We start from the raw sequence: 25,082 nt of genomic DNA, 5'->3' as shown, positions 1-25,082 counted from the left end.
TGCTTATAACTGAGCTGATGAGCTAAAGGTAGTTGTCTTACGCTAAAACAAACGTTTTTAATTAAGTTGCATAGAACCAGTGTCTGGGCACTGGCCCACTGGTGGGAATTGCTCCTAAACTACAACGTTCGTACAGCTATGTGCTTGACACTGGGATGACATCATAGGGGCACTGGCCTACTTAACCGTCATACCGTCGCGGTATCTCAGCCGCTAACAAGTAGCGGAATGACGATTTATCAAACGCTGCCTAATTTTCCGTAACAGTTGAAAAAATCAATAGAAAATCAATATATCACTATAAATTCACGTATTTTGAGGCTATAATGGTTAATACGTTATATGGTATAATATGGACGATTTTATCAGAGTTAAGGGCGCAAGGGAACATAATCTGCAAGGTGTAGACGTCAATATACCGAAAAATAAGCTAGTTGTTATAACTGGGCTAAGTGGTTCTGGCAAGTCTAGCCTTGCATTTGATACGATTTATGCAGAAGGCCAACGCCGGTACGTTGAAAGCCTGTCAGCTTACGCGCGTCAATTTCTCAACATTCAGGATAAACCAGATGTTGAGTCGATTACAGGTCTCTCTCCTGCAATATCTATCAACCAGAAATCGATCTCAAAAAATCCAAGGTCAACAGTTGGAACTGTTACCGAAATTTACGATTACTTGCGCTTAGTATATGCACGAATAGGAGTTCCTTATTCACCTGCAACTGGATTACCAATAACAAAACAAACGGTGTCTCAAATTGTAGACACTATAATTGCGTTACCTTTAGAAACTAAGATATATATACTTGCCCCTGTTGTGCGTGGTAGAAAGGGAGAACATCTTAAAGAGATATTGGAAATTAAAAGACAAGGTTACGTAAGGTTCAAAATAGATGGTGAAGTGTACAATGTAGATGACTTGCCTAAACTCGATAAGAACAAGAAACACGACGTTTTTGTGGTTGCAGATAGAATATCAATATTGGGCGATATAGGAAATCGACTGCCAAGTAGTATAGAATCCGCACTAAAACTTGGTAATGGTCTAATGTATGTAGAAATAGTAAACCTACCTGACAACCATAATTCCGAGTATAAAAATGGTCAAATTCTGACTTTTTCAGAGAATTTTGCATGCCCCGAGTCTGGTTTCACTCTTGAGGAAATAGAACCAAGATTATTTTCTTTTAACAGCCCTTACGGTGCATGTGGTTCGTGTAATGGGCTTGGTAAAAAACTAAGTGTTGATATAAAGCTAATAGTACCGGATGAAACTCTTTCAATATCTGAGGGTGCTTTAAAGCCAGTGGGATCAATGTTCCGCCAAGTGCACACAGGTTATGGATTTCTAAAAAGTGCAATTCTATCACTGGCTGAAAACTACAAATTTAACCTTGATATTCCGTGGAAGAACATAGATCAAGAAGTAAAAGATATGATACTCTTTGGCTCTAATAAATTTCAAGGTTTGATCAGTATCTTGGAGAACCAGATGGATTATGATGAAACACTTGTTGAGCGATATTGCTCTGTCACTCACTGCAGAGAATGCACTGGCTATAGATTGAGAAAAGAAGCGCTTACAGTAAAAATTGATAGCAAACATATAGGTGAAATATCAGGGCTTAGTATCGATGAATCCCTTAAGTGGTTTGAAAATTTGCCAGACAAGCTCACAGAACAACAGAAGCAAATCTCAAATAAAATACTAAGTGAAATAATCAAGAGGCTAACATTTTTAAAGAATGTAGGGTTGAATTACCTAACGCTTGATCGAGAATCTAGCACTCTCTCTGGCGGTGAGAGTCAGAGGATCAGACTTGCTTCGCAAATTGGCTCAGGATTAACGGGGGTTTTATATGTTCTTGATGAACCCTCGATTGGCCTTCATCAATGTGATAATGATCGGTTAATTGCCACACTAAAAAACTTAAGAAACATGGGTAACACTGTAATCGTTGTTGAGCATGATGAAGATACAATAATGGCTGCTGATTATGCGATTGATATTGGTCCTGGAGCTGGCGTAAATGGTGGAAAAGTTGTTGCAGAAGGAACACCAGACCAGGTGCAAAGAAATTCAGGGAGCATAACAGGGCAATATTTGAGTGGAGAGAAAAAAATTTTAATTCCAAGGAGAAGAAAGAAAGCAACTCAGTTCATAAAAGTAATAAATGCATGTGAAAATAACTTAAAAAATGTGAACGTTAAATTTCCTATAGGGAATCTTATTTGTGTTACTGGAATATCAGGAGGGGGAAAATCAAGTTTAGTCATAGAAACGTTATATAAATATTCAGCACATAAGGTACATCACTCGTCTGCACGGTATGGTCGGTGTGATAGAATAGAAGGCCTTGAATATATAGATAAAGTTATAGAAGTTGATCAGTCGCCAATTGGTAGAACTCCAGCGTCAAATCCAGCAACATATGTTGGTATGTTCACTCATATAAGAAATTGGTTTGCTGGTCTTCCAGAGTCAAAAGCAAGGGGATATAATATAGGCCGGTTTTCATTTAATACCAGAGGGGGAAGGTGTGAGGCTTGTAAAGGTGATGGGCACTTAAAGATAGAGATGCATTTTCTACCGGACGTTTATGTGAAGTGTGAGCAATGTAAAGGGCGAAGGTATAATCGGGAAACATTGGAAGTTACTTATAAAGAAAAATCAATCTCTGATGTGCTTGATATGACGATAGATCAGGCTTGTGATTTTTTTGAAAACCTTCCAATGGTAAAAGAAAAGTTGGTTTCTTTGCAGGAAGTAGGGCTTGGCTATATAAAACTCGGACAGTCGTCAACAACGTTGTCTGGGGGTGAAGCACAACGAATAAAGCTGTCCAAAGAGCTATCAAAACGATTTACCGGAAGAACATTGTATATTCTTGATGAGCCAACAACTGGATTACACTTTGAAGATATAAATAACTTACTAAAAATACTCCATAGATTAGTCAATCTGGGAAACACTGTTATAGTTATCGAGCACAATTTGCACGTTATAAAAACTGCAGATTATATAATAGACATCGGACCAGAGGGAGGAATAAAAGGCGGAGAAGTGATTGCTACTGGAACTCCAGAAGAAGTGGCAAAAATTCCAGAAAGTGTTACAGGCAGGCATCTTAAAACATATTTATTATAAACTATTTCTTAATTATATTAGGCTAGGTTGCATATTTATGATTTGGAGATAAGAATATCGATACTTTAGAAGGTACGTTGAATATGGAGTTGTACCTGCTAAGAAAGCAGAAGATAACACACTAGTTCCAGAAAATAGTTTCTATAAATCTGTACGTTACGTTGATAATGTGCTAGGACCTGTGAAAGATGTAATTTGTGGAGTTGAGAGTAAAGACAATTATAACAAGTATTATCAAGATAATGATAAATGTGAATACGTGGGCCACAGAGCAGAGGGAGTGTATTCATTGTGTACACTGGGTGCTGTTTTAGCAGCCAACATAATATTGCAACCTTTATTTTTGATAGTGGCATGTTTGTCATACTTTCCAGTCAAGTGATTGTCAAAAATAACAGGGGACTATTGTTTAAAAGCAAGTACAAAGTCATTAGTTGATCATTCAAATGCATTTTTAAGTGCTGGGCAAGATTGTGCTAATGCAGTAGCTAGAGTATTTAACAAGATTGTAAGTTATGCTTGCGCTGCTATCGTTTGGGCTGCCGCGTCAATCATAACGCCACTTGTGTGGGCTTGTGACAAAGTGCAAAGTAAGTTGAGTGAAATACAGGAACCAGAAAAATATCAGCGTTTATCTACTGAGTTATAAGTTCTGCTTTTTCAGCAGTGGCTTAGTTTGAACTATATTGAGATGAAATAAAAAGTGAAAGAGTGTAAGCACAAGTTACTTTAGCTATACTATATAAATTTTATAATATATTTAATGAATTGTGAACCTTCTCTTACTAAACAAAGCTACAAATCTCATATTTCCAAACGTATGCGTAAGTTGCGAGTGTATCATTGATGAAAATCTTAATCTGTGTAGTGAATGTAACAAAAAAATCAATTTTCTAACTAAGCATTACTGCAATGTTTGTGGCGTAGTAATCTTAGATGTATGGTCCCAGAGTGTGATGGTGTGGATTTAGTATAAATAATTCTGGAGACTGTGTCCACTGATAACATATAAATTCATAAGGAGTAAGACCCTTAAGAGTTTTGAGTCTCTTTGCATAATTATAAGCCATAACAAAGTTATAAAGGTGTTCTTTAAGTTGCTGGTGCGATTGATAGTAATACTTCTTAACTGTAGCATCCTTTAAAGTTTTATTCATACGCTCGACTTGCCCATTCGTCCAAGGATGGCTAACTTTTGTCAAACGATGTTCAATAACATTCCCTTCGCAAACTCTATCAAATATATGTTGGAAAGCATACTTATGACGCTTCTGGTTTGTAAATTGTATACCGTTATCTGTCAAAATAGTATGGATTTTATACGGTAAAATTCTAATCAAATTACGTAAGAACTCAGCAGCTATGGGTTTTGTAGCACTGTTACGCAACTCAACATAGGTAAATTTGGATGTCCTATCAATAGCAACAAACAAATGTAATTTGCCCTCCTCAGTTCTAACTTCAGCAATATCAATATGAAAGTAACCGATAGGATATTGTTTGAATTTCTTTTTTGACTTAACTTCTCCATCAACAGTTGGTAATCTGCTAATGTTGTGTCTTTGTAAACAACGATGCAAGCTAGAGCGAGTCAAATGCGGAATTGTAGACTGCAGAGCGTAAAGGCAATCATCTAGTGGCAGTAGTGTATACTTGCGAAATGTAACTATTATAGCTTCCTCTTCTAGCGTTAAAACAGTCGATCTTGGACGCTTTGGACCCATATCAGCATCTTTCGTAAATGAACGTTTTCTCCACTTAATAATAGTTTTTGGATTAAGGTTATAATGCTTGGAGAGTTTTGCTATGCTCTCTTTTCTATTTTGTATTGCTCTACGAATCGTCTGTGTTGTTTTGGCGCACCCATGCAATATTTGTCCCATAACTCCTCCTTTGATGGTATTTTTTTCTCATATTTTATCATACCATCACACTCTGGGACTGTACACTTAGAGCCTGTCTTGAAAAGAAATGAGAAAGAGAATATGATGAGATAAGTAAAAAATAGTAGGTAAAAATGTATCCAAGTGATATAAGTGACAAAGAATGGGAAATTTTGGAGCCAAGTGTTGCACAAGGTGCAGTAGGACGGCCAAGAAAGCACAATATTAGAACAATTATTAATGCAATAAGATACATAATGAAAGGTGGTTGCCAGTGGAGAATGCTGCCAAAAGATTTTCCGCCATGGAAAACGGTGTATGATTATTTTCTCAGGTGGCGTAATAGTGGCAAATTGGAAGAAATACACGATATGTTAGTAAAAAAGGTAAGAAAAATGGTTGGCAAAAATGAAATACCTTCGGTAGGAATAATTGACAGTCAATCAGTGAAAACCACTCAAAAAGGGGATCCAGAGGATATGATGCTGGCAAGAAAATAAAGGGTAGAAAACGTCACATCATTGTGGATACAATAGGCCTAATTATTACAGCTGATGTTCATAGTGCAGGCATTCAAGATCGTGATGGTGCTCTAAATCTTTTTACTCAAGCTAAACGAAAAGCTTCAACGCTACAAAGGTTTCTCGCTGATCAGGGATATATTGGTAAATTGCAAAATTACTGTTTATTGAAAACAGGATGTTTATTGACGATTACTAAAAAAGCAGCTGATGCTGTAGGATTTCAAGTTATTCCTAAACGGTGGATTGTTGAAAGAACTTTTGCTTGGCTTTCCAATTTTAGACGTATGAGCAAGGATTATGAGCATTCTCCTCTTACTTCAAAAACTAATATCTCCTTTAATATGATTACTATTATGCTTGCTAAATTAGCTGCTTAGTTCCTTTCAAGACAGGTTCTTAGACAATATTTATACGTGTGGTAAGTGCATCATCAATCCTCCACCGTTTAAAGTATTAAGATCAGTTTTTGCTTATGATCAACATAGTAGAAACATGATTATAAATTTCAAATTTTTTGATAATTTGAATTACGTAAAAATCTATGCAAAGTGGATACACCAAGCTAATCAGGATACATTTCAGAACGCAGAGATCATAATCCCTATACCGTTACATAAAATGCGCTTGTTTAAACGTAAATATAATCAAGCAGCACTGGTTGCAAAAGAATTGAGTAAGTTGTCCAATTTATCCTATACGCCATTTGCAATAAAACGCCTTCGCCATACTGCGCCTCAAGCTGGTCTTTCACTTAAACAGCGTGAAAAAAATTTAAAGAAGGCTTTTAAAACAAGCAACAAGAAAATTATCGAAAATAAAATCGTGATATTAGTTGATGATGTGGTAACAACCGGAGCAACTGTAAGATCTTGCTCTCAGGAAATTTTAAACTCCGGTGCAAAAGAAGTGAGAGTGCTATCACTTGCAAGAACGGTGAATGATTGGACCTCTTGCATAAAAAATTAGCAGTCAGTATCATCCAAGTAGCTTGACTACTTGGATCTATTTTTTTCTAGATTCCAGCGCCAGCGTCACGCACATAGCTGTACGAACATTGTTTGCCAAGGAGGGTGTCATCCCAGTGCTTGACACTGGGATGGCTTTGTTGCATCGCTCTTCGGATAGTAGGTAACGCACAATAAATTTATGAAGCTATCTCAAATTTAGCCATACCAATATCAGTGAACTTATTGAGCAAATAGCATTTAACAAGTAGTTCCTTCTCTCTATTTGTCTCAGATTTATTCCTAAAACTAAACCCGAATGTTTGTTTCAGTCGCGAGAAAAAACTTTCTATATAAGATCTTTTTCCATAACTCATCTCTTTTTTCCACTTCTTTATACTATCTTCATCATATGACTTTATGAGCTTGACTGCAGAATTTCTCTCAGCCATATAGTCTAACTTTGGATGCTCTGCTGCGTTGTTTTTCGGAGGAATTTTCGTTTTTATACCATATTGATTACACAGCTTATAGAGCTTTTCTCTGTCATATGCCCTATCTGCATATAGTACTTTTATGACATACTGAAAATCGACTTCTTTTAGCAAATCACAAGCTCCATAGTGATCAGAGTAGACACCGTTACTGTATTTTACAGCTATGGCTTTTTTGCTGTTTGTATTCAACATTACATGCAATTTTCTTGTCTGTTCATAGCTGCGATACTTTCTATCTTCGCTATTTTCTTTGCTATGACCAGGAGTGTTGTTGTATATACTAATTCCTGTACTGTCTATAGCAATTTCGATATCTTCCATATTATTTTTATCAATTCTGCAATCATTGATCTTAATATTGAGTTTCTTAAACCTTCTTGATGATTGTGAATAGCTGATAACTTGCAAATTTTTCCCAATTTGCTCAAGGTATCCTGCTATAAACCCAACTGTTTGCCTCAGGCCTATTCTAAATAAACAAGTTATTATGTGCACCAAAATTACAACTTTATCGCTATAAATATTGTTGCCACCTGGTATTTTTGGACCATTCTCGTACCACTTTTCTATGGCTTCGTTGATATAATGAAAAATATTTCCTCTTTTTTCTAGAAATTTGTTATATTCGCTATGGTTACTGACCCTCATTTTTTGTGGCATATTTTTTCTTTCAAGGTTAAATGGCTATTTTATAATGAATTTTGTCAGTAGCCACCAGATTTTTTCAGTTGCTATGCAACAAAGCCATCCCAGTGTCAAGCACTGGGATGACATCACTTTTGCTTCAATATTCGCACATTAGCGGAGGTAAGCCCATTGCGAAAATCAGTATGTTAAGGCATGATTTTTAATAACCTCAACATCGCTAAATTCAAAAGTTTGGTTGCCTATAATTTGAAATTTCTCATTTCCCTTTCCTGCAACTAGCAGAATCATACCCTCGTTATAGGCAATATCTACGCCTTTCTCTATAGCTTCTCTCCTACCTCCTATCTCCAGTGCATCAGGGCAATGTAGCAAAATATCGTGGCGAATTTTTGCCGGATCTTCATCACGCGAATTATCATCTGTAATTATTACTTTATCTGCATACATTTGTGCTATTTTGCCCATTTCTGAACGTTTCGTCTGATCGCGATTTCCACCGCATCCAAAAACTAGAATTATTTTTTTGTTGATATGCCATTTTAAAGACAATAGGGCTTGTTTAAGCGCACTTGGAGTATGAGCGTAATCCACGAATGCAAAAGGTTTCACTTTTTCCATTCTTCCTGGTGGAGAAACGAGTTTTTCTACGCATATTTCTCTGTAATTTAATCCAGATATACCAATTGCACATAGCAGATTATATGCTTGAAATTTTCCTAAAACTGGGAAAAATGTATTGTAAATTTGGTTATCAATTTTTACTGTAAGATGTTGACCATTAGGGGTTGATGTTTGCTCTAATAAAGTAATATCAGAGCCTTTTTTTCCATAAGTCACAACTTTATTACTGCGTTTTTCAGCTATTTTAAGCAATGCGCCGTATTCATCTATATCCGCATTTAAAATCGCTGTTTTTCCTTCTGGTAATACTTCGTAAAATAACCTTTTTTTAGTTTCTAAATATCCACCAAGACTTTTATGGTAATCTAAATGATCTTGCGAGAAATTAGTAAAAGCTGCAGCACTCAACTTTAATCCATGGATTCTGTATTGATCAATCCCATGACTTGATGATTCCAACACTAAGTGTTCTACACTTATACCACGCAATGTTGCGTAAAGGTCTTCTGCACCTGGAGTGGTAAGGCTGTTGCTATTACCTTTTCTGCCATTATTGATGCATGTTCCAAGTGTTCCAATAGACGCAGCATTATAGCCAGAGTTTTGCCAGATCTGGCGGCAAAATTCTACTACTGAAGTTTTACCATTTGTACCAGTTACAGCAGCAACATATTTGGGCTGTTTGAATTGATAAAACCTGCTGACTATTTCGCTGTATATTTCTTGAGGGTTTGGGTGTTCAAGCACTGCAAAGCTCGAAGTATCTGTCATTCCAGTGCGTGACACTGGAATCCAGTTTTTATTATACAATTGCCTAGTGTGCTCATTTGCAATTAAATTTTCTGGATCCAAGTAGTCAAGCACTGGGATGACATCTTTCTTGGCCCCTTGTATCACAACGTCTACACAGTTGTGTACGTAACACTGTGATTCAGTAGGAAGGATATGGATTCCAGTATCGGATGTTGCGTATTCTTTACTCCTTTCTGACACACAAACAAAAAGATAACCTTCCTTGACTCTCTTGGGATTACATGTAACGCCCTTGATTTCAATATCAAAGTTAACATCAATAATGTTATGCAGTAATTCTCTCAGTTTCATCTGCCAGCTTTGATATTCAAACATGGCAGTCTTGCTAGTGCAGCATTTAAATCAGAGATCAAATCCTCAGAATCTTCTAGTCCACAAAATATCCGCATGAAACTTCCACCATAATCTGAATTCATTACAGATCTTGACATAGATCTAAGATCTATTGGTAATATCAAACTGTCGCACCCTCCCCAAGAAGCACCAATACTAAAAATTTTCATATGATCAACCATGCAGCTTAGTTCTTCACATGAATATTCTCTATCCAGTATTATACTGAATACGCTACTTGCTCCTTTGAAGTAACTTTTCCATAATTCGTGTTGAGGATGGGAGGGAAGTGCTGGGTACAAAACTTTTTTGATTTTTAAATGTTTTTCTAGCCACTTTGCCACTTCCATTGCTGTATTTTGGTGCCTTTTTATACGTGTGTGCAGTGTTCTTAGTCCCCTATGTGCAAGGTAGCAGTCGTGCGATTGAATGGTTACTCCATAATTTTTATAGCTCTCATAAAGCAATTTAAAAGTTTCACCTTCAGCAACCATAGCTCCCATCACTAAATCTGAGTGACCGGCTAGATACTTTGTCACCGCATATAGTGCAACATCAACTCCATAATCAAGCGGCTTAAATAACAAAGGAGTGGCCCATGAATTGTCACAAACGGTCACAATTTTATGTTCCTTAGCAACTTTTACTATATGCTCTATATTCGAAATCTCAAACGTTACAGAACCAGGAGTCTCGATCATTATCAATGAAGTATTACTCTGAATTAAATCAGTTATATCCTGTGTTGGATCATAAAAAGTTACTTCTGTTCCTCTTTTTGGTAGCTCATTTTCTGCAAACCTCCTAAGCCTATAATAACTATTATCTTGAATTAAAACGTGCGAGCCTGCTTTAGCGAAAGTTAGAATAGCAAAAGTAAGTGCAAATAGTCCGGAAGGATAAATAAGCGCTTGTCCACTCCCTTCAATTTCAGCCAGTGCATTTGAAAGATAATGAACAGTAGGAGTACCAACATTACTGTAGCTATAATCCCTTGCAACACCATCATTGATTACATCGTATATACTTTCTCCATTTGCTGCATTTAAGTAGTCCTTGTAAGTAGGGAATAATATGGTAGAAGAATGATAAACTGGCGGGTTCATGGAACCTTTATAGTCATTAAATTTTCTTCCTGCTTTAACTAATATAGACTCTTCCTTCACATTTTTATTATTTATTTTTTAAATTGTACTCATCTTGCGTATACAAGTGAAGAGAAATTGCATGTATTAGCTCTATCTCACCCTTCAATAACTCATAAATCAACTTGTGTCTTTTTAGAACGCTCATTCCAATAAAGCCGTCAGATATTAATATTAATTTAATGTGCGAAGGTAATGTTGAAGATGAAGCAAAATAATGATCAGCATGCTTTGCTGATTCATCGATAATGTTGATATCAATTACATCTATCGAATCGCGTATCTTTTCTTCTATTGTTTTAATAATATCCATAATGGTTTCTTTAAGCAACAATATGCTCCTCTTGTCATCCCAGTATCAGCTACTTGGATGACAATCGCAATTACTTATTCTCTTCTTTATTATCTATGTCTTGATAATCAGAATCTACTACTTTTTCCTCTTTATCATTTGGATTTCCTTCTGATGAAAAGCCATTTTCAGCACTATTTTGTTGAGATGCTTGATACATAGCTTCTCCAAGTTTCATAGATAATTGAGAAAGATTAGTGACTTTCTGCTGTATTGAATCAGCGTCATCAATGTTATCAGATTTACTAACTTCTTTTAATTCGTTAACTGCATTTTCAATAGCAGATCTATCTTCTGGTGAAACTTTATCACCATACTCTGTCAGAGACTTTTCTGTAGAATGGACTAAGCTATCCGCTTGATTCTTCACTTCAATAAACTTTTTGCGCTTTTCATCTTCTTGCGCTTTTTCTTCAGCTTCTTTTACCATGCGATTTATTTCATCATCAGATAAACCACCTGAAGATTGAATGCGTATTTTTTGCTCTTTTCCAGTAGCTTTATCTTTTGCAGAAACGTGTGCTATTCCATTTGCATCTATATCAAATGTCACTTCAATTTGTGGCCTTCCGCGCGGAGCAGGAGGTATCCCTTCCAAACTAAACTGACCGAGTAGCTTATTATCAACTGCCAGTTTTCTTTCACCCTGATGCACCTTAATTGTAACAGCTGTTTGGTTATCTTCTGCAGTTGAAAACACCTGAGATTTTTTAGTAGGAATTGTAGTATTACGCTCAATAAGTGGAGTGAATACTCCTCCTAGAGTTTCAATACCAAGAGAAAGTGGGGTCACATCAAGTAGTAACACATCTCTTACATCACCTTGAATGATCCCCGCCTGTATTGCAGCTCCAATTGCTACAACTTCATCAGGGTTAACTCCTCTATGTGGATCTTTGCCAAAGAATTCTTTAACTTTCTCTATGACTTTTGGCATACGAGTCATGCCACCAACAAGAACCACTTCGCCAATTTGACTAGCAGATAAACCAGCATCCTCAAGAGCTTTTTTACAAGGAGCCATAGTTCTTTCGATTAAATCATTCACTAAGCTTTCAAGTTTTGCTCTCGTTAATTTCATATTTAAGTGTTTTGGACCACTTGCATCAGCTGTAATAAACGGTAGATTTATTTCCGTTTCCATTGCACTTGATAATTCAATTTTCGCTTTTTCAGCAGCTTCTTTGATTCTTTGCATAGCCATTGGATCATTTTTCAAATCAATGCCATTACTTTTCTTGAATTCATCTAGTAAATAACTCACTACTCCATTATCAAAGTCTTCACCTCCAAGATGGGTATCACCGTTTGTTGCTTTCACTTCGAAAACTCCATCACCTATTTCAAGTATTGAAACGTCAAATGTACCACCACCAAGGTCATATACTACTATTGTGTGCCCATGTTTCTTATCAAGACCATAAGCAAGTGCTGCAGCAGTCGGTTCATTTACTATTCTGAGTACATTTAATCCGGCAATTTTTCCTGCATCTTTTGTTGCTTGACGTTGAGAGTCGTTGAAGTATGCTGGCACTGTTATCACAGCATCTTTTACTTCCTCTCCAAGATAAGCTTCTGCTGCCTCTTTCATGTTTTGTAGTATAAATGCACCAATTTGACTAGGAGAATATTCTTTATTATCAGTTGTTTTAACCCATGCATCACCACTTTTTGCTGCAAATACTTTGTATGGTACACTTAGATTTTTCATCTCAGGATCACTATATTGACGGCCTATTAATCTCTTAGTAGCAAAAAAGGTATTACTTGCATTGGTGGTTGCTTGCCTTTTTGCTGGAGCACCAATCAACCTTTCTCCTGAAGAAGTCAATGCAACTATAGATGGAGTAGTTCTTGCCCCTTCTTTATTTTCTATTACCTTTGTATCCTTGCCCTGCATTATTGCAACACAAGAATTTGTTGTTCCGAGATCTATGCCTATTACTCTTCCCATAATGAGTACCCCATTGTAAATATTATCTGATATAAGAATATATAAGTATAGGGCTCATTAATTACAAGCCCAATTTAGGTTTCTAATTAGTTATTAGAACTTAAAAGGCGCGAAAGCCACTTAGTCAGCCAAAAATTGCCTCGTAGTTTATTTGAATTATCAGCTTCTTCATTGCTGCTATCCCCAATTTGGTATCCAGAGTTCTGTAATGGCTTATAACCGTTTAAATTAACATCATCTCCTTGTTTTAAAACAAATGTATTTACATCTAAACTGTTATCAATACTAACGTTCAATGTAATATTAAACTCTTTTTCGATTGTAGAAACTGTATTGCGTTTGTTATTAAAAATGTGCGCTATAACTGCACTGTGTGCTACTAAATCAAAAGACTTATTTCGATTCTTGTTAGCAATATGTTGTAAATCCCTTAGTATTGATGAAACAATTACTTCGTTTGATTTTACTCTTCCAGTACCTTTGCAGTGTAAACACTCTGTAGTATTAATTTCTTGTATGTTTGGTTTAATTCTTTGTCTTGAAAATACCATTAAACCAAAGTCATTTATGTAGCTAAATTGAACTTTAGCTTTATCATCTTTAAACGCTTGCTTTATAGCAGACTCAACAGCTCTGCAATACTGATATTTCAACATATCAATAAAATCGACTACTATTAATCCTGATAGGCCCCTAAGATTCACCTGTCTTGATATTTCAGGTACTGCTTCCATGTTGGTTCTATAAGCTGTTTCTTCTATGCTATCTTCTCCTGTCATCTTTCCTGAATTTACGTCTATTGAAACAAACGCCTCAGTTAAAGTTATTATCAAAGACCCACCAGATGGCAATTCTACTCTATTGCTATATAACTCAGAAATTTGATCTTCGATTCCGTAGTAAGTAAAGATCGGAGCATAACCTCTATACAATCTATAGCGCAACTTACTACCTTTTAGTGCATTGTTAGCATATTGCCTAACTGCCTCAAAAGCTTCCTTTCCAGACACTATAACTTCTATACCATCGCTACAAAAATCACGAACAGATCTCATAATTACATCTGCTTCATTGTAAATTAATGATGGAACGTTTACAGAGAAGGCATTTTTTTGAATGCTCTGCCATAATGAGGATAAGTAATTGTAATCCTGCTCAATTTCTTTCTTATTTTTTCCTGAACCAACAGTTCTTACTATTAAACCTGATCTTTTTGGCAAGTTTATTGAACTCAGTATCTCCTTTAACTGCTTTCTGACATTAGCATCTTCAATTCTGCGGGACACTCCACCTTTGCTCATGGAATTTGGCATGAAAACACAGTATCTACCCACTAAAGTTATGTATGTTGTAAATGAAGCTCCTTTATTGCCTCGTTCCTCTTTAGTTAGCTGGACCAATACTTTTTGATTTACTGAAATAACATCTTGTAATTTGTATTTTTTATATAAAGGTACCTCTCTTACAAAACCACTACCTGATCCGTTGACATTCTTACTAGCTGCAGAATCTGAAGAAACATTTGCTGAGGCTTCTTCTATACAATCGTCATTTGAGTAGCCCTCAAAGATAGTTTCCTTTTCTTTTTCTGGAATGTTGAAGTAATCTAGAGATATCTCGGAAAAAGACAAAAAACCTTGCTTATTTTTCCCATATTCAATAAATACGGCTTGCAAAGAAGGCTCTATACGCTTTATATAAGCAACGTATATATTACCTCTTAATTGTTTTTTTTCCTTGAATTCTTGTTCAAATTCTACAACCTTGTTATTAATTGACAAGGCAACTCTTACCTCATTAGAACAGATAGAATTTTCTATCAATAATACCCTTTTACCACTATTTGTCACTTATTTACCGTTTGCTTTTTATTCTGAAGTTAACTTTATGCTACTTAATGCACTGTTGATTGTCAAGGATTTTGCAATCTGCATTATTCGATTGACTTTTAGTATTTTGCGTAATAAACTCGCATAGAATTTATTATATCATTATAAGTATGGCGAAAAAAAATGCTTCTTTGCTCGTTAAGTTAGTCAGCACTGCAATCAAGATAACAAAAACTGGTGAAGAAAAATCAACTGGCTATTTTTATGTAAAAAAGCGTAATCCAAAAAAGCTCACCAAAAAACTGGAGTTTAGGAAGTATGACCCAGTAGTCAGAAGGCATGTGTTATTTAAAGAAGAAAAACTAAAGTAATTTTTTTATAAGGAATTTTATTATTATGCAAAATTTACAATTAAGTTATCCTATAATAGTAGAGTTGGGGGATGTGAAAGATACAAAACTGAAATTAATAAAGGTCATTGCACAATTAATAAGTAAGAAGTACACAACACAGAAAAAAGCAGCAAACGCTCTAAAGATTGATCAACCTAAAGTATCTCAAATCAATAGGTCAAAAATCGAAGGGTTCTCCTTAGAATACTTGCTTAACTTATTGATTGTATTGGGCCAAGACATAAACGTAAGAATAAAGCATAATTCTAAACCTGCATAATATGGTATCCGTTCAGCGGAGTGGCAAAATAAGGTAGACAAGATAAATCAATCTCGGTGTCAAGCACTGGGATGACAAGGTATAAACCTTATCGTCATGCCGCCGCGAACCGTCATACCGCGATTCATTCGCGGTATCTCTAGATCCCGCTAACAAGTAGCGGGATGACGGTTATCAGGCCAGCACCCCTACGATGTCATCCCAGTGCTTGACACTGGGGTGGCTTTGTTGCATCGCTCAAGTGAAAAGAACTGGCAGTTACTGACAAAATTCATTATAAATAGCCATTTAACTGTTGAAGAAAAAATATGCCACAAAAAATGAGAGTCAGTAACTGCCATGAATATAACAAATTTCTCCAAGAAAGAGGAAGCATTTTTTGTTATATCAATGACGCCATAGAAAATTGGTACGAGAATTGTCCAAAAATGCAGGGCGGCAACTATATTTATAGTGATAAAGTTGTGATTTTGGTGCATATAATCGTCAGTTTCTTTAGAATTGGTTTAAGACAAACAGTCGGGTTTATAAAAGGGTATTTGCAACAAATAGGAAGAGATTTGGCAGTTATCAGCTATTCACAAGCATCAAGAAGGTTTGAGAAACTTAATATTAAGATAAATGATTGCAGAATTGATAAAAATAATATGGAAGATATCGAAATTGCTATAGACAGTACAGGAATTAGTATATACAACAACACTCCTGGTCACAGCAAGGAAAATAGCACTGACAGAAAATATCGTGGCTATGAGCAAACGAGAAAATTGCACGTAATGTTGAATATAAACAACAAAAAAGCCATAGCTGTAAAATACAGTAACGGTGTCTACTCTGATCACTATGGAGCTTGTGATTTGCTAAAAGAAGTTGATTTTCAGCATGCCATAAAAGCACTATATGCAGATAGAGCATGTGATAGGCACAAGTTTTATAAGTTGTGTAACGAATATGATATAAAGACAAAAATTCCACCAATAAACAATGCGGCAGAACATCCAGAAATAGATTATATGTCTGACAGGAATGCTGCTATTAGGTTAATAAAATTATACGGTGAAGATGGCATGAAAGAATGGAAAAAAGAAGTAAATTATGGGAAAAGATCTTATATTGAAGGGTTTTTCTCAAGATTAAAGCAAATATTCGGATTTAGTTTTAGGAATAAATCTGAGATAAATCGAGAAAAAGAACTAAATGCTATTTGCTTAATAAATTCACTGATATTGGTATGGCTAAATTTGAGATAGTTACATGAATTTACCATAAATCACCATCTCATAAAGTGTGATGCAACAAAGCCCACTGGGATCCAGGAATTTTATTAAGTTAGTAAGCATAAAAGCAGCCATTTTATGTTAAAATACAACGTTTTGATGATTATGAAAAAGCTGGATTCCAGACTGGAATGACACCATTTGTTGTAAACTCACTTCTTCTTGATTTGTAGAACAATAAAACAGTAAGCTAAAAGGGAACTTATTACTCAACAAAACAAGACTTAAAATTTTGTGCAATGCTATTGATTATAGCTAGATATGCATCTTTTCCAGGCTCTATGTCTGATCCAATAGGATCAAGAACTACCATTTTTGCGTCATTAGAAAGGGCGTTAGGCTTTATGCTATCTTCCTGTGAATGAGCAAATATACATTTAACGTTTTCTTCCTTCATTATCTTTTTTAGCTTCATTAAACTCTTCATACCTATGTAAGAATCCTCTTCTATGGAAAGAATAGCGCTTGGATGATTTAGACCGAAATATTTTTCAAAATATTGATAAGCATCATGAGTAACGATGTATTTTTGATTTTTAAAATCATTCAGTTCTTTCATGATTTCTTTTACTTCTTGGTCTATTTTTTTTATAGCTTTTGTTGCATTAGAACTGTATCGATGGGAATTTCCTTTATCTATGTCAGACAATGTTGCACTTATAGAAAGTATCATGCTCTTTGCATTTTCGGGACTCAGCCACATGTGTAAATCTTTTTCATCTTGAATGTGAGTGATTTTTCTAGAAAATGAATGTGGCCGAGTAGGAAGTAGGTTGATTGCCTTTGACAATTGCACTAGTTCTTTATTATTTTTGGCGAAAGTTTGAACAAACGTCTCTAAGTTATCGTCAACATAAAATATAACGTCACTTGATTCTAAATTACTCGCATCAGATGGCTTTAATATATAATTATGTGCAGATGTTGCATAGCCAAGCAATTCCGGTTCTAAAATCCCTTCTGTAACAGAAGCTACAAGTGAGTGGATAGGTTTGATTGTAGCTACAACTTTTAAATTGGATGAAAAGGCAATATTATAGTATAGTGTAAGTGAAAGTAATAGAAAAAAAGCCAGTAAATGTCTCATATAAACGTTGAGAAGAAGTTAAATTTTGTCAATAAATTGAATAATGTCAATAATCGTGTTCTAAAAATAGAAAATCTTGCTCTCGCATATGATGGTAAAAGAATCCTTGACAATATCAATATGTTCATGGAAAGAGGAGACATAATTACAATACTTGGTCCAAATGGTGGAGGTAAAACCTCTTTAGTGAAAGCAATTGCTGGTATAAATAAAAATTATACTGGAAATATTGTGTTAGCTGAGAACACAAAAATTAGCTACATGCCGCAAAATTTTAGTATTAGTAATTTGATGCCAATAACAGTTGAATATTTTCTTTTAAATAGCTCCTTGAAAAGACTAAAGAAAAATCAATCCATTATTACAGAAACGATAGAGTTGGCTGGTATCGGTAACATTTTGAAAAATCAAGTGTTAGAAATTTCTGCAGGGCAAACACAATTATTACTGCTTGCACGTTGTTTAATTGCAGAGCATGACTTGATCATTCTAGATGAACCAGTTAGTGCAATGGATATTAACGCGCGGGCTAAATTTTATGATATTATAAATAAAATAGCAAAAAAACGATTGGTATCGATTCTTATGACTTCTCATGATCTTAACTCTGCTCTACCATCCTCAGATTACATAATTTGTATAAATAATACTATCTATTGCCAAGGCAAGCCTGATGAGATTATGAAAAATAGAACCCTAAATGAAATATTTAGCAGTTACGCAGCGAAATGATTCAAAATATTTTGCGTCTTCTGCACATAACTACGGTGCTGACGCGTTACAATATATTACCTTATTTACTTCCACCATCAAAAAAATCAATAAATAAAATACAAGGCCACAAGCTAAAGTGTGCTCTTGAAAAATTAGGTCCGGTGTTCATTAAGTTTGGGCAGTCTATCTCATCACGTACTGATGTTTTAAATGAGGATATAACAAATAACTTGTTATTGATATGTGATAGATTGCCATCATTTTCACATAAAATAGCAGTTAAAACTATAGAAAGTGAGTTTAATTGTAAATTGAGCGACATTTTTTCAAGCTTTTCTGAAAAGCCAATTGCAGCAGCATCGATTTCTCAGGTGCATAGAGCGGTTACAACTGAGGGTAAGGAAGTTGCTGTGAAGGTTTTAAGGCCAAATATTGAGAAAACATTCTCAAGGGATATAAAAATGCTTTCTTGGCTTGCAGAAATTGCAGAAAAATTTAGCGAACAATCAAAAAGGCTGAGGCCAATTGAATTAGTCAAAACTTTTGCTGAAATTTGCCGATTAGAGTTAGATCTACGTTTTGAAGCTGCTCACTCTTCGGAACTAAAGGAAAACACAAAAAATGACAGAGGTTTTTACGTACCTGAAATAGATTGGAATAGAACTTCGAAAAAGGTTTTAACATTAGAATGGATAGAAGCAACGCCAATATACGAAGTTGAAAAACTGAATAATCGTAAGCAAATAGCTATCAATCTTACAGAATCGTTTTGCAATCAAGTATACAGGGATTGTTTTTTTCATGCTGATATGCATCCTGGAAATCTAATGGTTGATAGTAATAACAATATTATTGCCCTGGATTGTGGAATCATGGGTAGAATAGATCGTGAGACATGCTATTACGTTATAGAGATACTCAAAGGCTTTTTAAATCGGGATTATGATCACGTTGCAAAAATGCACTTTAGGGCTGGTTATGTTTCATCACAGCATAGAAATTTTGTCACAGCTTGCAGAGCAATAGGTGAACCCATTATTGGGCAGCCTATACAGAAGATTTCATTTGCTAGTTTACTTGCTCAGCTATTAAAAATAACTGGTGATTTTGATATGAAAGCTCAAACACAATTGTTATTGCTGCAGAAAACTATGATTTTACTGGAAGGGACATGTAGAAAGATCTACTCAGAAATCAATATGTGGAAAGTAGTTGAAGCGTGGATAAGCAGTCAACATGAAAATAAAATAGGGTATAGGGAAAAAATTAGAAGTTCTTATCCTGTAAAAACAATCCAAGGGATATTTAGCCTTATAGAAAAATTAAACCTAATAGCTGATAAAAAATTAGAAAACATCCAAATTAAAAATAAATCAAATGGAAAAGTCTATTTTTTATTGTGGTTTGTAATTATAATTCTAATCGTTAAACTTTTAATTTCTTAAACTATGGGAAAAAACTGCGTCAAATCCAATTTTTATTCAACTTAATTTTTAATCTGCAGGAGCCGAGTTGAGAATGTCCAATTTTCCACTTTCTTTATGTATCTGTTCAGCAGAGTGGCAAAATAAGGTAGACGAGAAAAGACAACTATAGGAACAAATGGGTGTCATGCCAGTGCGTGACACTGGCCTCTTGTTTCAATGTTAAACAAAATACCATAGAATTCAAAAAGACAATTCCTAGAAAATTTCTACATCCAAAAAAGGCATAAGTTATGTTAATGCTGTTTGAATGAGATGATATAAAGATAAGCCAAATTTTTACAAAGAAAACATTTCAAGCAGCAAGACACCTTTGATTGAAAGAGAGCACCAAATTTATGGGGTGAGTAACTGCGCTATTTCAACTATAGTATTTTCTAAAAAGAATGATAAACGTCTAAAATGGTATTACCAACTAAAAGGTGTAAGTCTGTACATTGATGCATTAGAGGTCTGAGGCAACTTTTGATGGTGTGCCAACAATGCTCTATCGGATTTAGATCAGGTGAATATGTTGGAAGATAAAGCAAATGACAGCCAAAAGACTCTATTAATGACTTTGTTTTGGGAGTTTTATGGAATGTAGCATTATCCATAACTATGGTTGTATCACGCTGTAATTGTGGAAGTAATCTTCGCTCTAACCATACATTAAATATATCTTTATTACACCCTCCTGTGAAGGTCATTGGTGCAATAAACTTCTCATCCACCTATTATACTCACTCTTTCCCGCTTTTTTCCTGGAACATCAGCATATATTTTTTCTCCTCTTGGAGCTCGTGCATATTCTCGGTATAGTCTATTATCAACTCCTGCTTCATCTATATATAAAATGCTACAGTGGTCTATTTTTGAGACTTTATCGATAAATTGCTGCCTATCTTCTTGATTGCGCTCTTGATAGAATGTGACTTTTTTTAAAGGTTATTTTTAGCTGTCTTAATCTATACCAAATTGCACTTATCCCAAAGCCAAGGTTTTGTTTCATTTCTGCTAGTGTGTGATCTGGGTGTTTTTTGACATATTCTTTGAGTATTTCTGGATCTATTTTTCGAATAAAACCAGTACTTTTTACCGCTTTGAGACCTTGGCCAGTAGCTTTCTTTTTTAGCCATCTATATAGTGTTGCTATCCCTATCTCAAAAACCTCTGCAACTTCAACCTTTGACTTTCCTTTTTCTACCAAAGACACTGCTTTTTCCCTTAAATCTACACTATATACCATCGCTTTCCCTACTTTAAAAAAACATATTATACCTTTATCATTCGCTTTTGAAAATACTATAGTTAGCGGAATGACGGTTTTTCAAATTGTCGGTAAATCTAAGAGCCTGTCTTGAAAAGAAATGAGAAAGAGAATATGATGAGATAAGTAAAAAATAGTAGGTAAAAATGTATCCAAGTGATATAAGTGACAAAGAATGGGAAATTTTGGAGCCAAGTGTTGCACAAGGTGCAGTAGGACGGCCAAGAAAGTACAATATTAGAACAATTATTAATGCAATAAGATACATAATGAAAGGTGGTTGCCAGTGGAGAATGCTGCCAAAAGATTTTCCGCCATGGAAAACGGTGTATGATTATTTTCTCAGGTGGCGTAATAGTGGCAAATTGGAAGAAATACACGATATGTTAGTAAAAAAGGTAAGAAAAATGGTTGGCAAAAATGAAATACCTTCGGTAGGAATAATTGACAGTCAATCAGTGAAAACCACTCAAAAAGGGGATCCAGAGGATATGATGCTGGCAAGAAAATAAAGGGTAGAAAACGTCACATCATTGTGGATACAATAGGCCTAATTATTACAGCTGATGTTCATAGTGCAGGCATTCAAGATCGTGATGGTGCTCTAAATCTTTTTACTCAAGCTAAACGAAAAGCTTCAACGCTACAAAGGTTTCTCGCTGATCAGGGATATATTGGTAAATTGCAAAATTACTGTTTATTGAAAACAGGATGTTTATTGACGATTACTAAAAAAGCAGCTGATGCTGTAGGATTTCAAGTTATTCCTAAACGGTGGATTGTTGAAAGAACTTTTGCTTGGCTTTCCAATTTTAGACGTATGAGCAAGGATTATGAGCATTCTCCTCTTACTTCAAAAACTAATATCTCCTTTAATATGATTACTATTATGCTTGCTAAATTAGCTGCTTAGTTCCTTTCAAGACAGGTTCTAAGGAACATTGACAATTTTAAGCTAATTTGTATCCTTAATAAGTATTTTTTAAAATGCTATGAAAAGTAAAGAACATGATTTTCATTTAGTGGATCCAAGCCCTTGGCCAATTGCTGTATCAGCAGCAATTCTTATTCTTGCACTTGGATTAGTTGGCGCGCTTCATAAACAAATTGTCGGAATGTTTTGTTTAGTTTTGGGAATCTCCGCAGTATCAGGGGTGCTGTTTTATTGGTGGAGAGATGTAATAAGGGAGGCCATTTATGACAAATGTCACACTGCCATTGTAAAACATGGACTCAAATTTGCAATGTACTTGTTTATTCTCTCGGAGGTCGTATTTTTTATAGTGTTCTTTTGTTCATTCTTTAAAGCCTGGCTTGATCCAGTTTTTTTATTTGAGGCGTTTTCTCCTGCAAAAAAAGTTGAATGGCCCCCTGAGGGAATTTTGCCACCTGATCCGTGGTCACTACCATTCATGAATACATTAATATTATTGCTTTCTGGTACAACAATTACTTGGGCAAATCACTCTTTACTTAAAAATGATAAAAAGAGCATGATTAAAATGCTGTCCATAACTATATTGCTTGGAGTTTTTTTTATAATAGTGCAAGCAATAGAGTATCATGAAGCGAGTTTTTCTCTACAAGAAACAGGAGAAAAGCTTATTTATACATCCAATTTTTATATGATTACCGGTTTTCACTGCGCACACGTTATAATAGGAATAATATTTTTATCAGTGTGTTTATTTAGAGCACGGAAAGGCCAATTTACACTTCAGGACCATTTGTGCTTTGAGTTTGCCTCCTGGTATTGGCACTTTGTAGATGTAGTCTGGATATTTTTATTTTTGTTTGTCTATTGGTTAAGCGTTTATTAAGTGGTTAAAATAATAGGTCTAGATCCAGGAATAAGCAAGACTGGGTGGGCCATTATCAGCCTGAACGAAAAAAATAATATTGAATTTTTGGGCGGCGGTACCATATCAACTGATGGTAAATTGGGTACAGGTGAACGCCTACATACAATTTTTGAACAATTAAAGAAAGTAATTTCCCTATACTCTCCGAATGAAGCTGCGGTAGAAAAAATTTTTGTTAATAAAAATCCTAAATCTTCACTAACTTTGGGATATGCAAGAGGGGTTGTAATTTTAGCGTTAAAAATAACAAAGCTAACTATGAATGAATATGATGCAAACTATGTAAAAAAAAGCATTACCGGAAATGGCCATGCTGATAAGGATCAGATTATATTTATGGTGAAGCAAATAGTTAAAAATTTGAGTATAAAATGCCACCATGCTGCTGACGCTCTTGCTGTAGCAATTTGTCATGCTTATACGAAAGGTTCTTGTTTTGTTGAGTAACTTTTATATGGGATTCAGTTTGAAGATTTCCAGATCTGGAAAAACTATTTGATTGTATTTATCTTGTCTAACGTTCGTTGCAAAATAATACATGCGGAGATTTTATCATCTATTTTTTTCGATTTTGTGATTGATACTCCAGTAATTTTTAGTGTATGAGTTGCGATAGATGTTGAGAAGCTTTCGTCTTGTAAGTATATATTTACTTTATATTTTTTTATTATTTTATTTGCGAATTGGATTATAGTTTTACACCATTTAGTTTCTTGCTCGTCCATTTTTAATGGTAGTCCTATTACCATTGATCCAGATTCATTTTCTTTGAATATTCTATGCAGATAACCTAAGAACCTGTCTTGAAAGGAACTAAGCAGCTAATTTAGCAAGCATAATAGTAATCATATTAAAGGAGATATTAGTTTTTGAAGTAAGAGGAGAATGCTCATAATCCTTGCTCATACGTCTAAAATTGGAAAGCCAAGCAAAAGTTCTTTCAACAATCCACCGTTTAGGAATAACTTGAAATCCTACAGCATCAGCTGCTTTTTTAGTAATCGTCAATAAACATCCTGTTTTCAATAAACAGTAATTTTGCAATTTACCAATATATCCCTGATCAGCGAGAAACCTTTGTAGCGTTGAAGCTTTTCGTTTAGCTTGAGTAAAAAGATTTAGAGCACCATCACGATCTTGAATGCCTGCACTATGAACATCAGCTGTAATAATTAGGCCTATTGTATCCACAATGATGTGACGTTTTCTACCCTTTATTTTCTTGCCAGCATCATATCCTCTGGATCCCCTTTTTGAGTGGTTTTCACTGATTGACTGTCAATTATTCCTACCGAAGGTATTTCATTTTTGCCAACCATTTTTCTTACCTTTTTTACTAACATATCGTGTATTTCTTCCAATTTGCCACTATTACGCCACCTGAGAAAATAATCATACACCGTTTTCCATGGCGGAAAATCTTTTGGCAGCATTCTCCACTGGCAACCACCTTTCATTATGTATCTTATTGCATTAATAATTGTTCTAATATTGTGCTTTCTTGGCCGTCCTACTGCACCTTGTGCAACACTTGGCTCCAAAATTTCCCATTCTTTGTCACTTATATCACTTGGATACATTTTTACCTACTATTTTTTACTTATCTCATCATATTCTCTTTCTCATTTCTTTTCAAGACAGGCTCTAAATCTTTGCTCATATTTTTTCTGTGATATATGCTATGAGCTGTGGCTATGAGCTGTGTTTTATCGCTAAATGCTATGCCTATTTGCTTTTCTCCCATGTCAAGGCACATTATGCGCTTATCTTTTGGAATAGACTTTAGAAACTCATCTGGATTTCTATGTAGCATCTATTAGACTTCCTTTAAAGTGACCTTACCAAAAAAGTGGAGAGAAAGTTAAGAAAATTTTTTACAAAAAGAATAATGAATCAAATTGCTCAGGAATGCAATAGACTTCTTGCATAACCCAAACTAAGTAGAAAAAAGGTATCATCTAAGTAGCTGACACTGGTTTCCATCCAAAAGGGCAGTGCCCCTATGATGTCATTCCAGTGCTTGACACTGGAATGGCTTTGTTGCAT

General features: G+C 35.2%; 26 protein-coding genes and 5 pseudogenes. 14 read left to right on the top strand and 17 right to left on the bottom strand.

What is annotated here, in order from left to right; translation table 11 throughout:
* The first annotated feature begins 352 nt into the window (after positions 1–352).
* The 4 genes and pseudogenes from uvrA to HUB92_RS06750 form a co-directional block, all read left to right on the top strand.
* Positions 353–3,148 (top strand): excinuclease ABC subunit UvrA, encoded by a 2,796-nt coding sequence (gene uvrA, locus HUB92_RS02840; protein ID WP_209473242.1) that lies wholly within the window; start codon positions 353–355, stop codon positions 3,146–3,148.
* A 169-nt stretch (positions 3,149–3,317) separates the two neighbouring features.
* Positions 3,318–3,530 carry a hypothetical protein gene (locus tag HUB92_RS06760; protein ID WP_244663112.1) on the top strand — a complete coding sequence of 71 codons (213 nt, stop codon included), beginning with the start codon at positions 3,318–3,320 and terminating at the stop codon, positions 3,528–3,530.
* Positions 3,531–3,797, top strand: a complete 267-nt coding sequence (locus tag HUB92_RS06755) for a hypothetical protein (RefSeq protein WP_244663111.1) — start codon at positions 3,531–3,533, stop codon at positions 3,795–3,797.
* A 121-nt stretch (positions 3,798–3,918) separates the two neighbouring features.
* Positions 3,919–4,086: pseudogene (locus HUB92_RS06750) on the top strand (double zinc ribbon domain-containing protein); the annotation flags it as partial.
* Here the strand turns inward: HUB92_RS06750 and HUB92_RS02830 are convergent.
* Entirely contained in the window at positions 4,081–5,031 is a 951-nt protein-coding gene (locus HUB92_RS02830; RefSeq protein WP_209472420.1) for an IS481 family transposase, read from the bottom strand. The pseudogene HUB92_RS06750 and the gene HUB92_RS02830 sit on opposite strands and share 6 nt — an antisense overlap.
* Before the next feature lie 37 nt (positions 5,032–5,068).
* On the bottom strand, positions 5,069–5,191 hold the full coding sequence (locus HUB92_RS06945) for a hypothetical protein (protein ID WP_256437792.1): 123 nt from the start codon (positions 5,189–5,191) through the stop codon (positions 5,069–5,071).
* On the opposite strand from HUB92_RS06945, the gene HUB92_RS02825 reads away from it, so the two are divergent.
* Both HUB92_RS02825 and HUB92_RS02820 read left to right on the top strand, forming a co-directional pair.
* A protein-coding gene (locus HUB92_RS02825; RefSeq protein ID WP_410543339.1) for an IS5 family transposase occupies positions 5,166–5,932 on the top strand; the annotation gives its coding sequence in 2 pieces (ribosomal slippage) (positions 5,166–5,493 and positions 5,493–5,932; 768 coding nt in all). The two genes, HUB92_RS06945 and HUB92_RS02825, sit on opposite strands and share 26 nt — an antisense overlap.
* Positions 5,933–5,954: 22 nt before the next feature.
* A pseudogene (locus tag HUB92_RS02820) lies at positions 5,955–6,521 on the top strand (ComF family protein); the annotation flags it as partial.
* A 36-nt stretch (positions 6,522–6,557) separates the two neighbouring features.
* Here HUB92_RS02820 and HUB92_RS06940 read toward each other — a convergent pair.
* From HUB92_RS06940 to HUB92_RS02790, 7 genes and pseudogenes are all read right to left on the bottom strand, one after another.
* A complete protein-coding gene (locus HUB92_RS06940; protein WP_256437791.1) occupies positions 6,558–6,692 on the bottom strand; it encodes a hypothetical protein in 135 nt (44 codons plus the stop codon).
* Between the two features lie 7 nt (positions 6,693–6,699).
* On the bottom strand, positions 6,700–7,656 hold the full coding sequence (locus HUB92_RS02815; protein WP_209472359.1) for an IS5 family transposase: 957 nt from the start codon (positions 7,654–7,656) through the stop codon (positions 6,700–6,702).
* 165 nt (positions 7,657–7,821) lie between these two features.
* Positions 7,822–9,369 (bottom strand): UDP-N-acetylmuramoyl-L-alanyl-D-glutamate--2,6-diaminopimelate ligase, encoded by a 1,548-nt coding sequence (locus HUB92_RS02810; RefSeq protein ID WP_209473356.1) that lies wholly within the window; start codon positions 9,367–9,369, stop codon positions 7,822–7,824.
* A pseudogene (gene metC / locus HUB92_RS02805) lies at positions 9,344–10,577 on the bottom strand (cystathionine beta-lyase). The gene HUB92_RS02810 and the pseudogene metC overlap by 26 nt, the downstream one beginning before the upstream one ends.
* 7 nt (positions 10,578–10,584) lie before the next feature.
* Positions 10,585–10,869, bottom strand: a complete 285-nt coding sequence (locus HUB92_RS02800) for a BolA family protein (protein ID WP_077188332.1) — start codon at positions 10,867–10,869, stop codon at positions 10,585–10,587.
* Positions 10,870–10,939: 70 nt separating this feature from the next.
* The gene (gene dnaK / locus HUB92_RS02795) at positions 10,940–12,862 is read right to left on the bottom strand and encodes a molecular chaperone DnaK (protein WP_209473238.1); all 1,923 of its coding nucleotides are present in this window, start codon (positions 12,860–12,862) and stop codon (positions 10,940–10,942) included.
* 86 nt (positions 12,863–12,948) lie between these two features.
* Positions 12,949–14,712, bottom strand: coding sequence for an Rne/Rng family ribonuclease (locus HUB92_RS02790; protein WP_095742804.1), 1,764 nt, complete (start codon positions 14,710–14,712; stop codon positions 12,949–12,951).
* Positions 14,713–14,861: 149 nt separating this feature from the next.
* Here HUB92_RS02790 and rpmG point away from each other — a divergent pair, with 149 nt between their 5' ends.
* From rpmG to HUB92_RS02775, 3 genes are all read left to right on the top strand, one after another.
* Positions 14,862–15,062, top strand: coding sequence for a 50S ribosomal protein L33 (gene rpmG, locus HUB92_RS02785; RefSeq protein WP_010082633.1), 201 nt, complete (start codon positions 14,862–14,864; stop codon positions 15,060–15,062).
* Between the two features lie 25 nt (positions 15,063–15,087).
* Positions 15,088–15,363: a helix-turn-helix domain-containing protein gene (locus HUB92_RS02780; protein WP_010082632.1), complete on the top strand. Its 276-nt coding sequence runs from the start codon at positions 15,088–15,090 to the stop codon at positions 15,361–15,363.
* A 308-nt stretch (positions 15,364–15,671) separates the two neighbouring features.
* Complete coding sequence (locus tag HUB92_RS02775) at positions 15,672–16,613, top strand: IS5 family transposase (RefSeq protein WP_209472548.1); 942 nt, start codon at positions 15,672–15,674, stop codon at positions 16,611–16,613.
* 232 nt (positions 16,614–16,845) lie between these two features.
* On the opposite strand, the gene HUB92_RS02770 is transcribed toward HUB92_RS02775, so the two are convergent.
* Positions 16,846–17,727 (bottom strand): zinc ABC transporter substrate-binding protein, encoded by an 882-nt coding sequence (locus HUB92_RS02770; RefSeq protein WP_010962934.1) that lies wholly within the window; start codon positions 17,725–17,727, stop codon positions 16,846–16,848.
* Between HUB92_RS02770 and HUB92_RS02765 the strand changes: the two genes are divergently transcribed.
* Together HUB92_RS02765 and ubiB are read left to right on the top strand one after the other, a co-directional pair.
* Positions 17,719–18,459 carry a metal ABC transporter ATP-binding protein gene (locus HUB92_RS02765; protein ID WP_209473236.1) on the top strand — a complete coding sequence of 247 codons (741 nt, stop codon included), beginning with the start codon at positions 17,719–17,721 and terminating at the stop codon, positions 18,457–18,459. The genes HUB92_RS02770 and HUB92_RS02765 overlap by 9 nt on opposite strands.
* Positions 18,456–19,886 (top strand): 2-polyprenylphenol 6-hydroxylase, encoded by a 1,431-nt coding sequence (gene ubiB / locus HUB92_RS02760; RefSeq protein ID WP_209473234.1) that lies wholly within the window; start codon positions 18,456–18,458, stop codon positions 19,884–19,886. Before HUB92_RS02765 ends, ubiB begins: the two co-directional genes overlap by 4 nt.
* A 416-nt stretch (positions 19,887–20,302) precedes the next feature.
* Here ubiB and HUB92_RS02755 read toward each other — a convergent pair whose 3' ends face one another.
* From HUB92_RS02755 to HUB92_RS02745, 3 genes are all read right to left on the bottom strand, one after another.
* Complete coding sequence (locus HUB92_RS02755; RefSeq protein ID WP_049973597.1) at positions 20,303–20,638, bottom strand: transposase; 336 nt, start codon at positions 20,636–20,638, stop codon at positions 20,303–20,305.
* 167 nt (positions 20,639–20,805) lie between these two features.
* The gene (locus HUB92_RS02750) at positions 20,806–21,153 is read right to left on the bottom strand and encodes an IS630 transposase-related protein (protein WP_022626382.1); all 348 of its coding nucleotides are present in this window, start codon (positions 21,151–21,153) and stop codon (positions 20,806–20,808) included.
* 37 nt (positions 21,154–21,190) lie between these two features.
* A complete protein-coding gene (locus HUB92_RS02745; protein WP_209473232.1) occupies positions 21,191–21,346 on the bottom strand; it encodes a hypothetical protein in 156 nt (51 codons plus the stop codon).
* On the opposite strand from HUB92_RS02745, the gene HUB92_RS02740 reads away from it, so the two are divergent.
* The 3 genes from HUB92_RS02740 (at position 21,321) to ruvC (ending at position 23,483) form a co-directional block, all read left to right on the top strand.
* Positions 21,321–22,087, top strand: a protein-coding gene (locus HUB92_RS02740; protein WP_410543338.1) for an IS5 family transposase whose coding sequence is annotated in 2 segments (ribosomal slippage) — positions 21,321–21,648 and positions 21,648–22,087 — 768 coding nt in all. Because the reading frame shifts where the segments join, the coding sequence is not laid out codon by codon here. The genes HUB92_RS02745 and HUB92_RS02740 overlap by 26 nt on opposite strands.
* Positions 22,088–22,166: 79 nt before the next feature.
* On the top strand, positions 22,167–22,994 hold the full coding sequence (locus HUB92_RS02735) for a cytochrome c oxidase subunit 3 (protein ID WP_006279354.1): 828 nt from the start codon (positions 22,167–22,169) through the stop codon (positions 22,992–22,994).
* Positions 22,995–23,483, top strand: a complete 489-nt coding sequence (ruvC, locus tag HUB92_RS02730) for a crossover junction endodeoxyribonuclease RuvC (protein ID WP_209473140.1) — start codon at positions 22,995–22,997, stop codon at positions 23,481–23,483.
* A 44-nt stretch (positions 23,484–23,527) separates the two neighbouring features.
* Here the strand turns inward: ruvC and ruvX (HUB92_RS02725) are convergent.
* The 4 genes and pseudogenes from ruvX (HUB92_RS02725) to HUB92_RS02710 form a co-directional block, all read right to left on the bottom strand.
* Positions 23,528–23,830, bottom strand: a pseudogene (gene ruvX, locus HUB92_RS02725) (Holliday junction resolvase RuvX); the annotation flags it as partial.
* 19 nt (positions 23,831–23,849) lie between these two features.
* Positions 23,850–24,616, bottom strand: a protein-coding gene (locus HUB92_RS02720) for an IS5 family transposase (RefSeq protein WP_410543339.1) whose coding sequence is annotated in 2 segments (ribosomal slippage) — positions 23,850–24,289 and positions 24,289–24,616 — 768 coding nt in all. Because the reading frame shifts where the segments join, the coding sequence is not laid out codon by codon here.
* A gap of 26 nt (positions 24,617–24,642) precedes the next feature.
* Positions 24,643–24,849, bottom strand: a pseudogene (ruvX, locus tag HUB92_RS02715) (Holliday junction resolvase RuvX); the annotation flags it as partial.
* An 89-nt stretch (positions 24,850–24,938) separates the two neighbouring features.
* Positions 24,939–25,082: a hypothetical protein gene (locus tag HUB92_RS02710; RefSeq protein ID WP_209473144.1), complete on the bottom strand. Its 144-nt coding sequence runs from the start codon at positions 25,080–25,082 to the stop codon at positions 24,939–24,941.

This window comes from Wolbachia endosymbiont of Wiebesia pumilae (assembly GCF_017869285.1).
Classification (GTDB): Bacteria; Pseudomonadota; Alphaproteobacteria; order Rickettsiales; family Anaplasmataceae; genus Wolbachia; species Wolbachia pipientis.
Note: the sequence above shows the minus strand (reverse complement) of the source record. Positions and strands in the feature narration are given on the sequence as shown.